Source organism: Actinomyces sp. Z5 (genome assembly GCF_003287795.1).
Lineage (GTDB): Bacteria > Actinomycetota > Actinomycetes > Actinomycetales > Actinomycetaceae > Actinomyces > Actinomyces glycerinitolerans.
Genome location: NZ_QMIN01000073.1, coordinates 1 through 15322, shown reverse-complemented (window position 1 = coordinate 15322; position 15322 = coordinate 1). Strand labels below are relative to the sequence as shown.

Here is a 15322-nt window from a genome sequence, read left to right as displayed (position 1 = left end):
AGGAGAAGGACCGTGAAGGCTCTGGTCGTCATACCCACCTACAACGAGATCGAGACCCTTGCAGGGGCGCTCGACGGCGTACGGCAGGCCGCGCCGAAGGCCCACATCCTGGTGGTGGACGACAACTCGCCCGACGGCACCGGCCGTCTCGCCGACGCCCGCGCCCAGGCCGACGACCACATTCACGTGCTGCACCGCAATCAGAAGAGCGGGCTGGGTCCAGCCTATCTGGCGGGCTTCTCCTGGGCACTGGCCTCCGGATATGAGCTGGTATGCGAGATGGACGCCGACGGCTCCCACCGGCCGGAGGACCTGGCGCTGCTGATTCAGCGCGCGGAGATGGCCGATGCGCCCGACCTGGTGATCGGGTCCCGCTGGGTGTCCGGCGGTGCCACCGCGGATTGGGATGCGAAGCGCGTGGCCCTGTCCCGCGGCGGCAACCTGTACATCAACGCCATGCTGGGGCTCGGGGTCAGGGATGCGACCGCGGGCTTCCGGGTGTACCGGGCGAGCCTGCTGCGTCGGTTGAATCTGGGTGAGGTGGAGGCGCTCGGTTACGGCTTCCAGGTCAACATGACCAAGCTGGTGGCCGACGCCGGTGGACGCATCGTGGAGATGCCCATCACCTTCCGGGAGCGGGAGGCGGGCCGGTCCAAGCTGTCCGGCGGGATCTTCTCCGAAGAGCTGGCCCTGGTCACCAAGTGGGGGCTGGCCCGGCGCGGGGCGCAACTGGCGGACGCGGCCGGCTCGGCGGCGACCGCCGTGCGCGGCGCCGCCGACCGCGTACGGCGCGCGGCTCAGAAGCGTTCGCGGTAGATCTCCCCGGAGCGCAGCATCTCCAGGCGCTCGTCCAGCAGGACCTTCAGGTCCTCAATGTCGCGGCGCTCCAGCAGCATGTCCCAGTGCGTGCGCGGCGCCTTCTTCGGCTCCTCCGACTCGGGCTCATCCTCGCCGCGCAGGGCGGCGGCCTGGCCACATTCGGGGCACTCCCAGGTGGGGGGCACCTCCGCCTCCACGGACATAGGCACGGTGGTGACGTGGCCCAGGGGGCACTCGTAGGTGATGTTCTGCCTGGCGGCGAACTCGACGCCCTCCTCGGACTCCATCGACTTCGCGCCGATCGTCATGCCTCGCAGTGCGCGATCCGCCATGCTGGTGGCCTTCCTTCCCGCTGTTGCTTAACTGCCGAGAGGATAACGCACCCGGGCCACGGCGCATTCCCGCGCCGCCGCACCCACCCGAGCGAATGCCCAGCGCCGGAACGCGACTACCGCCCGGCGTACTGCGGCATACTTGGCGCCATGGCAACCAAGCGTATCGGAATCCTGACCGCCGGTGGCGACGCCCCGGGACTCAACGCCGCGATCCGCGGCTTCGGCAAGGCGGCAATCGGCGAGCATGGCTGGAAGCTGATCGGTTTCCGCGATGGCATGCGCGGCCTGGCGGAGAACCGATACACCGAGCTGGACGGCGCGGCCCTGTCCGGCATCCTGACCACCGGTGGCACCATGCTCGGCACGAGCCGGGACAAGGTGCACCGCATGATGGTGGACGGCGAGGTCCGCGACATGATTCCCACCATCGTGGAGAACGTCGAGAAGGACAAGCTGGACGCCCTGGTGTGTCTGGGCGGGGGTGGAACCGCCAAGAACGCCCGTCGACTGATGGACGCCGGCATTAATGTGCTGCACCTGCCCAAGACCATCGACAACGACATCGTGCGCACCGACACCTCCTTCGGCTTCTCCACCGCCTTGGAGATCGCCACCGAGGCGGTGGACCGGCTGCACTCCACAGCGCACTCCCACCACCGCATCATCCTCACCGAGATCATGGGCCACCGGGCCGGGTGGCTGGCCCTCGGGGCGGGCGTGGCCGGGGGCGCGGACGTAATCCTGCTGCCCGAGGTTCCGTACTCGGTGGAGGCGATCGCGGAGAAGATCCAGCGGCGCCGCAAGCAGGGATCGAGCTTCTCGGTCGTGGCCGTCGCGGAGGGCGCCCGCAGCGTCAAGGACGCCGAGGAACTCGCTCACGCCCAGGCCCTGGTCAAGGACGCCTCCAGCCCGGAGCTGAAGGCCATGGCGAAGAAGGGCGTCAAGGCGCTGGAGGCCTCCCACCGCGCCAACACCTTCACTCTGGCCGAGCAGCTCGAGGCCGCCACCGGCCTGGAGGCACGGGTGACCATCCTGGGCTACGTACAGCGCGGCGGCACCCCGAATGCGGCCGACCGGCTGTTGGGAACCCGTCTGGGCGTGGCCGGGGCCAACGCCATCGCGGACGGCAAGTACGGCGTCATGGTCGCCGACCGCGGGCACGACACCGCACTGGTGCCCCTGAAGGACGTGGCCGGCAAGGTCAAGTACGTGCCGCGCGACCACGAGTGGATCAAGGCCGCCCGCGCGGTCGGCACCGCCCTGGGCGACTAGGCGGCCGGAGCCTGCCTGGGCGGCACCGCCGTCGAGGAGCGGACCACCAGTGAGCCGGCCGGCCGGCAGTGCCCCTAGTCCAGCGCTCGTGTTCCCGGGAGCACCTCGGGGTCGTGGTTGGCCAGTAGGCCCAGGCAGCGCGGATCGTCGCCGGCCGCGCGCACCCAGTCCAGTGAGCGCTTGGCCTGTGCCGCGTCGACGACGACACCGGGCCGTAGTCCCTCCTCAAAGGAGGGGCGGCCGTAGCCGGCGTCGGAGGTCAGCAGCAGGAAGTGGCGCGGATCGGGGACGCCCGGTGCATCGACGCCGTCGACCCACCGATCCCGGTCGGTCTCCGCGACCGCGCCGGTGCGCACGATGGTGGCACACAGTCCGCGGGCGTGCCCCGGCACCGCCACCATCACCAGGCTGCCGTCCCCGAAGACATCGAATCCGGCGCCGAAGGGGCCCACCTGTGTGTTCCAGCTGAAGGTGCCCACGTCCACACCGTCCCACTCGTGGCGCAGATAGCGCAGGCGGTCGGTATTGCCCGCCTCCCACTCGGGGGAGGAGACCAGAATGCGGGGAGCCTCCTTGACATGCGACAGGCCGTCGGCGTGGTCGCAGTGCAGGTGGCTGAGCAGCACCAGGTCGACGTCACGTGGCCGAATGCCGCGCTCTTCGAGTTGCTCGTGGACGGCCGCTCCGACTGGCAGCACCGCCTTGTTCACGGGGTACTGAGTTCGCAGGTTGGCGATCTGTCCGGCTCGTGTCCGATTGCGGGCGTTCCAGCCGGTGTCTATGAGAATGAGTCCGTGGGGCCCCTCCAGCAGGTAGCAGGACACGGGCGCCTCAATCAGGTGACGGCGGCTCCGGCCGAGGTGCGTCCAGGCCAGCGGACGATCGGAGTCCCGGTGGTAGGGAAGAGCCTCATCGATGATGACGGTGCCGGTGTGCAGCACCGTCAGCTTAGCGGTGGCGGCGGAGATATCAGGCATGCGGGTTTCCTTTCACGTGGGGGCGTAGTGGCCCTGTTTCCAGTAGGCGTTGGAGCGGTCCGGGGGCCAGGGCGGCGAAGCTGTAGCGGCGGGGCACGACGGTGGTACGGGCGCGCCGATTGATACTGCGTACGATCTCCTTCACCACTTGGCCGCGATCGACGGGGGTGAACACGCCGCGGTATCCGCCCCAGGCGGCGGTCAGCGCGGCGTTCTCCCGCAGCGTCGCTTGCATTGGGGTGTCGAAGAAGGTCGGGTGCACACTGCCGACGGTGACGCCGCTTCCGGCCAGTTCCAGGCGCAGGCTGTCGCACAGGGCGACGACGCCGGCCTTCGAGGCGGCGTAGGAGGATTGCATGGGGGAGTGGACGAATGCCGCCAGGGAGGAGACGGCCACCAGGTGCCCACGGGTCCGGCGCACATACGGCAGGGTCGCTCGGAAGGTGCGCCATACGGCGGTCAGGTTCGTGTCTATGTCGCGTTCGAAGGCCCGCGGATCTACGTCTTCGAGGGTGTCGGCGGTGTCGGTTCCGGCGCCGGCGATGACCACATCGATGCGTCCGAAGTGGTCCGCCGTCCGCGCCGCGACCCCTTCGAGCTGTGTCAGCTCCGCCACGTTCCCTTGCAGGGCCAAGGCGCGATCCGGGCCGCCGAGCTCCGCGGCGAGTGCTGCGAGTCGCTCCTGTGAGCGGCCCACGAGCGCGATGCGGGCGCCGTGGCGGTGAAGCTCGCGTGCCAGGTCGGTGCCGAGTCCTCCAGTGGCGCCGGTGAGCAGCACTACGGCTTCATCCAGGCATAGGCGTTCCCGGCGACGGCTTCGGCTGCCCCGCCGGGTTGCGGGGTGGGTGTGGGCGGTGGTCACGGACGATCCTTCCTAACAGTGCCTCCGGGGTATTCGGGGCTGGTGGGGATGCCAAGTCCCGGCGCAGTCATGTGCAGCACCAGGTCTCGCAGCATTTGGGAGTCCGCTGCGATATCAATCGCACTGTCAGCGCCGTGCATCTCGGCCAGCCAGCGCCGCATGGTCCAGGTGACGCCGGCGGCAATTGCCTCACTGCTGACCCGCAGGGGTAGCGGCCCAGCGGCAAGCGCCGAGGCAGCGGGCGAGGAGGTACGCAGCCTCTCAGCGAGGAACTCGATGATGGCCGTCTCGACGGCGGGACCACCGGGACCGTTGAGTACGCGCAGGAAGAACTCGGCGTGGGGTTGCATGCGCGTGAGGAGTTGCCGGAAAGTCGCCGCCAGTTCCTCGGCGTCGGCCCGCCGTGCGGCGCCTGTCGGCGGGGCCGCCGCGAACACGTCCTCGAGCCGGGCCACGGCGGCTGCGGCGAAAGCCCCGGGCAGATCCGAGAAGGAGGCGTAGAAGGTAGGCCGGGTAAGTCCAGCGCGCTTGACGACGTCGGTGATCGTGATCCCTGCGGGATCGCGTTCGTCGAGCAGCGCGGTCGCGGCGATGATCAGTCGCCGCCGAGACTGCGGCGAAGAGGCCGTGCCCGAGTCGGCGCGCGACGCCGCCTGGAGGTTCGATGTCATGCACTCATTTTACACATGTAAAGCCGCGCGAAGCCGACAGCGACACATCGGCAGGTGCAGACCGGGAAGCCGTGCCGGGTAGTTCAGGTCCGACAGGACCAACAGACACCACTCGCCACCCATCTTGGATGCATTACCCATCCATTCACATACTATGACCCTCGTCATAGGGTGAACGCCACTTCGTCCCGGCACGAGCTTGCCGCGCCACCAGGAAGTCAACTAAGATTGACGCTATGAAGACACTGGTTGGCGCCGACGACGACGCGCCACTGAAGGAGCTCGGACGCATCGTGCGCGAGCGCAGACAACTCGACGCCGCCGAAGAAGTCGCCGTGCGCCGGGCGCGCAATTCCGGCTACAGCTGGACGGCCATCGGCGCCGCGCTGGGCATCAGCAAGCAGGCCGTCCATCGCCGCTACGGAAGATGACCCCTCAATCATCGCTATGATCAACCCTGCGACACTGCCGCGTGGCTGAGGCGGCATGTGAACGGTATAGACGACCCTGGTCGTACGGCAAATGTGAATCGATCAGGGGAGAGCGCCATATGAACGCCGCACCGACAATCTCGGATCTGGCTCGCGCCCTCAACTTGTCGATCTCCTCGGTGTCATACGCCCTCAATGGCCACAAGGGTGTCAGCGAGGCCACGAGAAGGCGCGTCATCGAATACGCCACGCGAGTGGGGTATCGCGCAAACTCCTCCGCTCGAGCTCTCTCCCGCGCGCGCACCGGCAGCATCGGCATCGTTGTGAGAGACGATTACGCGGTTATCGGAACCGAGCCCTATTATCTGCGCTTCTTGGCAGGTATCGCCGCGGCGCTCGAAGGCACGGAGGTTGAGCTGATCGTCAAGCTAACGGAATCCGGTCTCGACGACGAGCTGGCGATCTACCGCCGTTGGGCCGCGGAACGCCGCGTGGACGGGATCATTCTGATCGATGAGAATATTGACGATCCGCGGGCGGGCCTTGCACAGTCGCTCGGACTGCCGGCCGTGCTGCACGGGACCACGCCGCCCACGCACCCCGAGTTGCCCGGCATTCTCACTGACGATGCCTTCGACTCCGCCACCATCGTGGAGCATCTGGCACTACGGGGAGCCCGCCGAATACTGCATGCGGCGGGGCCAATGCGGCACCGTCACGAGGTACGGCGGTGTGAGGCCGTGGCCGCCGAGTGCGCCGCCCACGGTTTGAGCTACGACTCGATCTGCGGGTCCTATGAATTGTCGCACGGGGAACGCGCCGCCGATCTTGTCGCTGCACGAAGCACGGAGCGTCCGGACGCCATCGTCGCGGCCAACGACCTGATCGCGGTCGCGGCCTGCCGCAGACTGGTTCAGCACGACATCCGGGTCCCCGAAGACTGTCTCGTCGTCGCCTGGGACAACTCCGTGCTTTGCGAGATCACCGAACCTCCGATCAGTGCCCTGGACCGCCATCCCGAGCGATGCGGGACCAAAGCCGCGCAAATGCTGTTGGAGTTGCTTCGCAACGCCGAAGCACCGGTCCGGATCGAGATCGCCGATCCGAGTGCGCTTGTGGTGCGGAGGTCCTCGGCGCCGCTTGGCGTCCACTAAAGCCCCCGGCGTGCTGACTCTTGACGCACCCTTGGCCTGGTTCTATTCTGTTACCGAAGCGCTTCGGTTGTGCGAGGGGCACACAGCGCGAGGTTTCAAGGAGGAAACCCATGGCACTGTCACTTACTCGACGTGGCTTCATCGGCGTCTCCGGGCTGACCGCCGCCCTGGCAGCGGTTTCGGCGACCGCCGCGTGCGGACGGTCGGATGATTCCGGGGAGCAGGGGAGCGGGGCGATCACCTACTGGGCGTCGAACCAGGGGGCGAGCGTCGACGACGACAAGGAAACGTTAACCCCGTTGCTCGAGGCGTTCACGGCCGAGACGGGTATTCAGGTCGAGATGGAGGTGATCGGCTGGAATGACCTCCAGACGCGCATCCAGACCGCGGTCACCTCCGGCGACGCGCCGGACGTCGTTAACATCGGAAACACCTGGGCCGTGTCACTACAGGCCACCGGTGCCTTCCTTGAATTCGATGATGCCGCCATGGAGGCCGTTGGCGGCGCCGACAAGTTCGTGGACACAGCTCTGGCCACCTGCGGCGCCGAGGGAACCACGCCCACGTCGCTGCCGTTGTACGGGCTCGCCTACGGCCTTTACTACAACCGTCAAATGTTCACCGATGCCGGCCTGGAGCCCCCAACCACATGGGAGGAGATGGTCGATGCGGCGAAACAGCTGACTGACCCAGACAACGGCGTCTACGGCATGGCGATTGCCGCCGGAAGCTACACCGAGAACGCCCACTACGCCTTCATCAACGCGGCCCAGGAGGGAGAGGAGCTTTTCGACTCTGATGGCAACCCGACCTTCACCGGCGACGGCGTGGTCAACGGCATCCTCAGGTACCTCGATCTCATGCAGACCGACAAGGTGGTCAACACCTCAAACGCCCAGTACGACAACGGGGCCGACTCGGTAGCCGACTTCGCCAACGGCAAGGCGGCCATGATCATCAACCAGAACAACGCGGATACCACAATCGTCGCCAACGGAATGACCAGCGAACAGTTTGGGGTGGTGCCCTACCCGGCCCCCGCGGACGCGCCGGACGACACCGCCAGCCATGTTGCCGGCATCAACATTGCAGTATTCGCCAACACCAGTAATCGGGACGGTGCGCTTCAATTAGTCAAGTACCTTACGGACGCCGAGCAGCAGGCGACGCTTGGCGAACAGTTCAAGACGCTGCCGGTGCTCAAGGATGAGGACCCGACATTCACCGACGACGCGGATGAAGCGGCCACATTCGTGGAGGTATACGAGAACCGCGCCAAGCCGCTTCCGCTGGTTCCGGCCGAGGACCAGTTCGAGTCCTCCGTCGGGCAGGCCATGAATGACATGTTCGCGTCCGTCGCAACCGGCACCGTATTGACCGCAGACGACGTACGCCAGGCGCTCCAAAGCGCCCAGGACACCGTCTCCGCTGCCATCGGCTGATCCTCATGACCGCGCACGCTCCAGCCACTCACCGTCGCCGAAACCCCGCTGTTGGACGACGGCGCCAGGGATGGTGGCTTCCCTACCTGATCATCCTGCCTGCAGTCATCTTTGAGTTGCTCATACACATTATCCCGATGCTTACGGGCATCTGGATGAGCTTCAAACAACTGACCAAGTTCTTCATTGCGAACTGGACGGCAGCACCCGACGCCGGACTGGATAACTACCGCAAGGTGCTTGACATGTCGAGCACGGTCGGCACCGGGTTCCGCAACTCTCTCCTGATCACCTGCGCCTTCACGATTCTCGTCGTCGCCGTCTCCTGGGGGCTGGGCATGCTGGCGGCGGTGGTGCTGCAGCGTCCATTCCGCGGCCGCGCGGTGGTGCGCACGCTCTTCCTGGTGCCATATGCCCTGCCCATGTATGCCGGTATCATCGCCTGGAAGTTCATGTTCCAGAAGGACAACGGGGCAATCAATCACATTTTGCAGAGCCTCGGGATACTCGACGAGGGTGCCTTTTGGTTGATCGGAGGCAATGCATTCTTCGCAATCGTGATCGTCGCCATATGGCGGTGGTGGCCCTTCGCGTTCCTGATGCTGATGGCGGGGCTGCAGTCGATACCCGAGGACGTCTACGAGGCGGCGGCGCTTGATGGCGCCCGACCGCTGCGGCAGTGGTGGTCAATCACGCTACCGATGCTGCGTCCGGTCAACCTCGTCCTGTTGCTGAACATGTTCCTGTGGACCTTCAACGACTTCAACACCCCTTATGTCCTTTACGGAAGCGCAAACCCGCCCGCGGGAGACCTGATCTCCTTCCACATATACAACGCCTCGTTCCTCACCTGGAACTTCGGCTCCGGCTCCGCAATGTCGACCCTACTACTGCTGATACTGCTGGCACTGTCGGGCGTGTACATCATCTACCTCAATCGGAGGTCAGAAAATGCGTGAGAGTAAAGGTTTCAAGGTCCTACGCGTCGTTGTCATCGTTGTGCTCGCCGCGTTCGTCGCACTGCCCCTGTACGTTATGATCAGCTCCTCACTCAAGCCGCTGCAAGACGTCCAGGGCGACTTCACCTGGTGGCCAACCCACCCGACGATCTCACCATTCCTGGACATGTGGAAGACGGTCCCCCTGGGACGCTACTTCGTGAATTCAATCATCGTCTCCACGGCTGCCACCATCTTCAGCCTGATCATCGCCATCTTCGCCTCATACGCCGTGTCGCGCTACCGTTTCCACGGACGTGGAGCGTTCACGACCGCGATCCTGTCGACGCAGATGTTCCCGGGCGTCCTCTTCCTGTTGCCACTGTTCATGATCTTCTCCAACATCAACACGTCGATCGGAGTGCAGCTCGTCGGTACGCGCGGCGGTCTCATTCTGACTTACCTGACGTTCTCGCTGCCCTTCTCCATTTGGATGCTCTCCGGCTACTTCAACGGAATTCCCCGCGAACTCGATGATGCCGCCAAGGTGGACGGGTGTGGCCCGCTCACCGCTCTGTTCCGCGTGGTGCTTCCGGCCGCACGCCCCGGAGTGGTGGCGGTGGCGATTTATTCTTTCATGACCTCGTGGGGAGAGGTGCTCTTCGCCTCGGTGATGACCACGGACGCCAATCGCACACTCGCCGTCGGACTGCGGCTGTACTCCACACAGACAGCCGTCTACTGGAACCAGATCATGGCGGCCTCGTTGGCCGTGTCTGTCCCGGTAGTGATCGCCTTCCTCCTGCTGCAACGCAGTTTCGTCGCCGGCTTGACCGCAGGCGCCGTGAAGTAGTCTCACGCTCCGAAAGGAACTGAAATGCCGTCCCGTCCTATGCCGAACCTACTCGGTGGCACAGACACCCGGCCGTGGCTCGGCGCAAACTTCTGGTCCCGCGAAGGCGGACCCCGCATGTGGTTGCGCTATAACCCTACCGTCGTCCGGGAGGAGCTCAAGGTACTCCACGACCACGGATTGAACCTGACACGATCGTTCTTCTACTGGCCCGACTTCATGCCGGGGCCGAGCGTCATCGATGAGAACTGCTGCGTCAACTACGCGGACTTCCTTGACGCGCACGCCGAGTTGAACATGCGCACCATCCCCACGTTCCTCGTCGGGCATATGTCGGGGGAGAACTGGGATCCCTCCTGGCGGCGCGGCCGGGACATTTACTCCGACGTGTGGATGGTTGGGCGCCAGGCCTGGTACGTGCGTGAGCTGACCCGGCGCTTCCACCGTCATCCCGCGGTGGCCGGATGGCTGATCTCCAACGAGATCCCCATCTACGGGGGCGAGGGCCCGGAGGAGGTCATAACATCCTGGGCCCTGCTCATGATCGACGCCGTGCGCGCCGGGGGAGGAGACCAACCCGTCAGTCTTGGAGATGGACTATGGGGTGTGGAGACCACCGGGCATGACTCCGGCTTCTCCTCCCTCGCGTACGGCCCGCTCGTGGACTTCGTCGGCCCTCACGTCTACCGCATGGAGCATGACCGGATACGTCAGCATCTCAAGGCCGCCTTCATCTGTGAGCTGGGCGGTATCGCGAACAAGCCCGTGATCATGGAGGAGTTCGGTCTGTCCTCGGACTTCGTCTCCGCACAAGGCAGCGCCTCGTACTATCGCCAGTTGCTGCACGCTACGCTAACTGCCGGCGCATCGGGCTGGATCGCCTGGAACAACACCGATTATGACAATCTGCGGGATGAACGCCCCTACAGTCATCATCCCTTCGAGCAGCACTTCGGCATCACGGACTGCGCGGGCAGACCCAAGCCCCCTTTGCGGGAGTTGCAGAGATTCGGTGCCGAACTGGCCGAGCTCGAACTGGGCCAGGCACACCGGGCCGACACCGAGACCGCTATCGTCATCCCATCCTATCTGACCGCTCGATACCCGTTTACGACCGATGTCGAACGCCATCTCATCGTCGACGTCTCGGAGCAGGCCTACGTCGCCGCCCGGGAGGCGGACCTGGCTCCCGGCGTGGTGCATGAGCCCGCGGATGGAGGCGACGGCGGTATCCCAGAGGGTTACAAGCTTTACTTGCTGCCTTCCATCAAGCAGCTGACAGCACCGTCGTGGTTGCGACTCGAGAAGCTCGCCGACGCCGGTGCAACGGTATACGTCTCGTACTGCGCGGGAGAGGCGGACAGCCAGCGAGGACCCTGGTGGAACCGTGTCACGCAACTCTTCGGCGTCTCGCCTCAGCTCACATACGGCCTGAATGACCCCGTCACGGAGGATATCGTCGAGTTCACTCTTGCCACCGATCTCGGCCCGCTCGACGCCGGATCCACCCTGACTTTCAGGGCTTCGGGCAATCCTGAGGCACGAGCGTTTCTACCGGTAGCGGTGGACGAGTCGCTGGCGACTGTGGTGGCGCGGGATGCGGCGGGGCGGCCCGCGCTGATCGAACGCCGTCATGGACAGGGAAGGACAGTGCTGTGCACGTACCCGCTGGAGTACTTTGCGGCGCGATTGGGGAACGTCAATCCGGAGGACACCTGGCGGCTGTACGACGCGCTCGCCGCGGTCGCCGGTGTGCGACGCCCGGTTCATGTACCCGACCCGCAAGTGATGGTCGACTCGCTGGTGATGGGCGATGGCACAGTGGCCGACGTCGTCATCTCGCAGCACGATGAGTCGGTCAGAGTCGTGCTGGAGTATGCGGACGGCAGCCAGCCACGCTCAGTCGAGCTGGAACCGCTCGGAGCGCAGGTACTTAGACGCCGATAATGTACATTATGTCATTTCTTGGTTGAGGCGTTGATCCGAGGACCAGGTCCGCCCGCCCCGCCCCAGGACCTGCCTCAAACTCAGAGGGCGCTCCTCCCCTCAGAGCCCCACACGCAACAGCGCGACCGCCGGCACTCAACCGTGCCCAGATTCCGATGCTGCTCGAATGCCGCTCACACGGAACACCCTGCCGCCGAGGGCAAGCTGTTGCGCAGTTCGCGGATCGTCAACTTGGTCCGGCCGAGCGGATATGGGACTACAGCCTCCCGCCGGTAACGAACCGCTTAGGAGTACAAAGAAGGAGCCTCGGTGTTTCTTGCTCTGCGTGAGATTCAGCATGAGCCCGGTCGTTTCGCGCTCGTCGTCTCGGTGATCACGCTGATCACCTACCTCACCTTCTTCCTCGCCTCCCTCGCCACCGGCCTGGCCGGCTCCTACCGGGCCATCGTGGACAGCTGGCACTCGGGCAGCATCATGGTCACCGAGGCGTCCAACGAGAACATCTCGGCCTCGCAAATGACCAACGACCAAGTGGTCCGCGCCATATCAATTGCCGAGGACGCCGACACGCATGCCTCACCCCTCATCTCCGTTCCCGTCGTGGCGCAGCTGCCTTCAAGGGCGGACGGGGACGGCGCTCAGGGCGACGCGGAGAACGAGTCCAAGGCGGACGTCTTCGCCTTCGGCATCGACTTGGACGGCCGGCTCTCCCCCACCATCGTCTCCGGCTCCGGGATCACCGATCCGACTAAAGAAGTCCTGGCCGACGAGAGCCTGCGGGCGGACGGACTGGCCGTCGGCGACACGGTTCGGCTCCTGGGCTCGGACCACGAGTGGACCGTCACCGGCCTGACTCGGGACACCACGTTCCAGGCCACCCCCGTACTCACCATGGATGCGAACGCCCTGCGCGAGAAGGGACCGGTCACCCAGTCCCCCGCGACCAGCGCCGTCGTGCTTGACGGCAACATCACGGAGGACTCGCGGGCGGTCGAGGCGGCCTCGGCCGCCGGGCTCACGCTTTTGACGACCGAGGAGCTGATTCAGACGTTGCCCGGGTACTCCGCCCAGGTGCTGACATTCACCCTCATGATCGGCTCCCTCATTCTCGTGGGCGCACTGGTACTCGGGATCTTCCTCTACGTACTCACCCTCCAGAAGCGCCCGGTTCTGGGCATCCTGAGGGCGCGCGGGGTCCCCACCGGCTACCTCATCCGCTCCGGAGGCGCCCAGACCGCGGTCCTTGCGGCAACCGGCGTCCTGATGGGCCTGCTGCTGACCCTGCTGACCTCGGTCATCCTTCCAGACGTCGTCCCGTTCCGCCTGTCTGCGGGACTCAACGCCGTAATCGCTACCGCCTTCATCCTGGTATCGGTCCTGGGAGGGCTGGCGTCGGTGCGCGTTATCGCCCGCATTGATCCTGTGGAGGCAATCTCATGAGACACGACGCCCATCGGCATACAGGCGCGTCCGCTGCGGCAATGAGCCTGTCCGGGGTATCGCGCGACTACCACCAGGGCAGGGAGATCGTGCACGCGCTGAGAAGCACCGACCTGGAGATCCACGGCGGTGAGCTTGTCGGCATCCTGGGCCCCTCCGGTTCGGGCAAGTCGACTCTTCTGACCGTTATGGGAGGATTGCGCACGCCCACCACGGGTACCGTTGAAATCGACGGGAGCCCGTTCTCCGCGCTGCCCGAGAAGAAACGAGCGCAACTGCGCCGGCGATGCCTGGGCTTCGTGCTCCAGAGTTCGGGCCTGGTCCCGTTCCTGACTCTGGCCGACCAGTTCGCCCTGCATGACCGGGTGCTGCGGCGTGCCCCCGCCACGGAGCGTCGCGATGAGTTGCTCGCCATGCTGGGCATCGGGGAACGCGTACGCGCCTACCCTTCCCAGATGTCCGGGGGTGAGAAGCAGCGCGCCGCGATCGCCGTCGCCGTGTACCACGACCCCAAGGTGATCCTGGCCGACGAGCCCACGGCCGCACTGGATTCGCACCGGGCCCACGACGTGGCCCAGTTGCTCGCGCAGCAGACACACGAACTGGGTAAGGCGACGGTTATGGTCACCCACGATGAACGGATCCTGCCGGTCTGCGACCGGGTCATGGTCATGCACGACGGCGTGCTCAGCGACCAGGAGCCTTCCGAGCCGCCGTGACCCCCGCGGCACAGGCACTGCGAGGACCTCTATGCCCTGCCGAGACGCCTGCGCGCAACGAGGCGTGCGCATAGCCCACCACCCCGCGCCTGACCGCTCATCGGCAGGAACTGTGCCCCGGGAATATGTGCAGGTCATGTGGGCGGCAGTCGCCGGTGCGGCATATGCTTGCCCGGTACGGGAACCCACCACCCCGTGACATGGTCTAGAATGTTATGACATAGATGCGGCCAAGACGGCCGTTTGGTGGCCGGATGCACAACATCGGCCTGCCAAGGACTAGGCTTAGGCGGGATTTGTCGGACAGCCGCGCAAATCGGTCGGCCCGGTGTTACAGATTCATGCAGTAGTCTCACAAAGGAGTCGCCGTTGGTCGTACGTCACGAACCCACGCTGGCTGACGTCGCCGAAGTCGCCGGCGTCTCCCTAACGACCGTATCCCGGGTCCTCAACAATCGCGGATACCTCAGCCAGGCGACTAAGGATCGAGTCGCCAAGGCGATCGCCCAGCTCAACTACCGGCCCAATCAGGTCGCCCGTGCGCTGCATGGCAAGTCGACCAACATCATCGGCGTAATCGTGCCGACGGTCGCCCTCCCCTTCTTCGGCGAGCTCGCCGATGAAATCGAGACCGCCCTGGCCGAGCACCACTACCGGATGCTCGTGTGCAACTCGATGGGCCGGGCGGAGCGGGAGCGGGAGTACCTGGACCTGTTGGTCTCCCACCGCGTCGATGGCATCATCTCTGGCGCTCACAACGACGACCTAAGCGAGTACCAGACGGTACGTATGCCGCTGGTGACGATCGACCGGGACATCTCCCCCACGATCCCGAACATCCGCTGCGCCAACGAGGCGGCCGCACACCAGGCCACTCGTTTGCTGCTGGATCGCGGGGCCCTCCGCCCTGCGCTACTCACCTCACGCACGGGTCCGCACAACCGGCGCGAGGCCGGTTACCGGAGTGTCCTGGAGCAGGCCGGCGTCGAGCCGCTCATCTTCACCGTCGACTTCCATACTCCCGATGACGAGCGGGCCCGTCTCATCGACGCCCACCTGGACGCCGCAGCAGACCAGATCGACGCCGTCTTCGCCACCGATGACCTGTCTGCGGCCGCGGTCCTGGACTGGGCCGAGCGCCACGGCCGACGCGTGCCAGAGGACTTCAAGGTGATCGGATTCGACGGAACCTCCGCCGTGCGGCGCGCTCTGCCGGGCCTGGCCACGGTCCGCCAACCCCTGACCGACATGGCGCACGCCGCCGTCGAGGTGCTGCTGGCCCAGATTCAGGCGCATGCCAATGGTGAGGACGCCACTCCGGTGGACTCCCCCATAGAGCTGCCCGGAGAGCTGCTTCCCGGCAAGACGACGTAGCCGTCGTCTTCTCCCGCCGCTCCCCCCACGCCGCGGCATGCGGGGGTGCGAAGGCCGGTGGCCGCCCCGGTTTCCCGGGACGGCCACC

The 15322-nt window shown here is 65.6% G+C and carries 15 protein-coding genes; 11 read left to right on the top strand and 4 right to left on the bottom strand.

From position 1 onward, the window contains the following. The first annotated feature begins 12 nt into the window (after positions 1 to 12). A complete protein-coding gene (locus DRB06_RS10340; protein ID WP_108967104.1) occupies positions 13 to 816 on the top strand; it encodes a polyprenol monophosphomannose synthase in 804 nt (267 codons plus the stop codon). Here the strand turns inward: DRB06_RS10340 and DRB06_RS10335 are convergent. Then, complete coding sequence (locus DRB06_RS10335) at positions 798 to 1151, bottom strand: RNA polymerase-binding protein RbpA (RefSeq protein ID WP_086614511.1); 354 nt, start codon at positions 1149 to 1151, stop codon at positions 798 to 800. The two genes, DRB06_RS10340 and DRB06_RS10335, sit on opposite strands and share 19 nt — an antisense overlap. Positions 1152 to 1301: 150 nt before the next feature. Here DRB06_RS10335 and DRB06_RS10330 point away from each other — a divergent pair, with 150 nt between their 5' ends. Next, on the top strand, positions 1302 to 2426 hold the full coding sequence (locus DRB06_RS10330; RefSeq protein WP_108967102.1) for a 6-phosphofructokinase: 1125 nt from the start codon (positions 1302 to 1304) through the stop codon (positions 2424 to 2426). 74 nt (positions 2427 to 2500) lie between these two features. Here DRB06_RS10330 and DRB06_RS10325 read toward each other — a convergent pair whose 3' ends face one another. Genes DRB06_RS10325 through DRB06_RS10315 form a run of 3 tightly spaced genes read right to left on the bottom strand, consistent with a single transcriptional unit; the run spans position 2501 to position 4936 of the window. Continuing rightward, complete coding sequence (locus DRB06_RS10325; protein WP_111819892.1) at positions 2501 to 3403, bottom strand: N-acyl homoserine lactonase family protein; 903 nt, start codon at positions 3401 to 3403, stop codon at positions 2501 to 2503. After that, a complete protein-coding gene (locus DRB06_RS10320) occupies positions 3396 to 4265 on the bottom strand; it encodes an SDR family NAD(P)-dependent oxidoreductase (protein WP_111819891.1) in 870 nt (289 codons plus the stop codon). Before DRB06_RS10320 ends, DRB06_RS10325 begins: the two co-directional genes overlap by 8 nt. Then, positions 4262 to 4936, bottom strand: a complete 675-nt coding sequence (locus DRB06_RS10315) for a TetR/AcrR family transcriptional regulator (protein WP_111819890.1) — start codon at positions 4934 to 4936, stop codon at positions 4262 to 4264. The genes DRB06_RS10320 and DRB06_RS10315 overlap by 4 nt, the downstream gene beginning before the upstream one ends. 236 nt (positions 4937 to 5172) lie before the next feature. Here DRB06_RS10315 and DRB06_RS10310 point away from each other — a divergent pair, with 236 nt between their 5' ends. From DRB06_RS10310 to DRB06_RS10270, 9 genes are all read left to right on the top strand, one after another. Further along, the gene (locus tag DRB06_RS10310; protein WP_181574836.1) at positions 5173 to 5367 is read left to right on the top strand and encodes a hypothetical protein; all 195 of its coding nucleotides are present in this window, start codon (positions 5173 to 5175) and stop codon (positions 5365 to 5367) included. A 119-nt stretch (positions 5368 to 5486) separates the two neighbouring features. After that, positions 5487 to 6521, top strand: coding sequence for a LacI family DNA-binding transcriptional regulator (locus DRB06_RS10305; RefSeq protein WP_111819889.1), 1035 nt, complete (start codon positions 5487 to 5489; stop codon positions 6519 to 6521). A gap of 110 nt (positions 6522 to 6631) precedes the next feature. After that, on the top strand, positions 6632 to 7963 hold the full coding sequence (locus DRB06_RS10300; protein ID WP_108967091.1) for an ABC transporter substrate-binding protein: 1332 nt from the start codon (positions 6632 to 6634) through the stop codon (positions 7961 to 7963). Between the two features lie 137 nt (positions 7964 to 8100). Next, complete coding sequence (locus DRB06_RS10295) at positions 8101 to 8922, top strand: carbohydrate ABC transporter permease (protein WP_220093019.1); 822 nt, start codon at positions 8101 to 8103, stop codon at positions 8920 to 8922. Further along, a complete protein-coding gene (locus DRB06_RS10290; protein ID WP_108967087.1) occupies positions 8915 to 9754 on the top strand; it encodes a carbohydrate ABC transporter permease in 840 nt (279 codons plus the stop codon). The genes DRB06_RS10295 and DRB06_RS10290 overlap by 8 nt, the downstream gene beginning before the upstream one ends. A gap of 117 nt (positions 9755 to 9871) precedes the next feature. After that, a complete protein-coding gene (locus DRB06_RS10285) occupies positions 9872 to 11701 on the top strand; it encodes a hypothetical protein (RefSeq protein WP_220093018.1) in 1830 nt (609 codons plus the stop codon). A gap of 309 nt (positions 11702 to 12010) precedes the next feature. Further along, positions 12011 to 13141 (top strand): ABC transporter permease, encoded by a 1131-nt coding sequence (locus tag DRB06_RS10280; protein ID WP_111819886.1) that lies wholly within the window; start codon positions 12011 to 12013, stop codon positions 13139 to 13141. 41 nt (positions 13142 to 13182) lie between these two features. Continuing rightward, positions 13183 to 13860 carry an ABC transporter ATP-binding protein gene (locus tag DRB06_RS10275; RefSeq protein WP_108967083.1) on the top strand — a complete coding sequence of 226 codons (678 nt, stop codon included), beginning with the start codon at positions 13183 to 13185 and terminating at the stop codon, positions 13858 to 13860. Positions 13861 to 14229: 369 nt separating this feature from the next. Beyond that, on the top strand, positions 14230 to 15234 hold the full coding sequence (locus tag DRB06_RS10270; protein WP_073332269.1) for a LacI family DNA-binding transcriptional regulator: 1005 nt from the start codon (positions 14230 to 14232) through the stop codon (positions 15232 to 15234). The last annotated feature ends 88 nt before the right edge of the window (positions 15235 to 15322 follow it).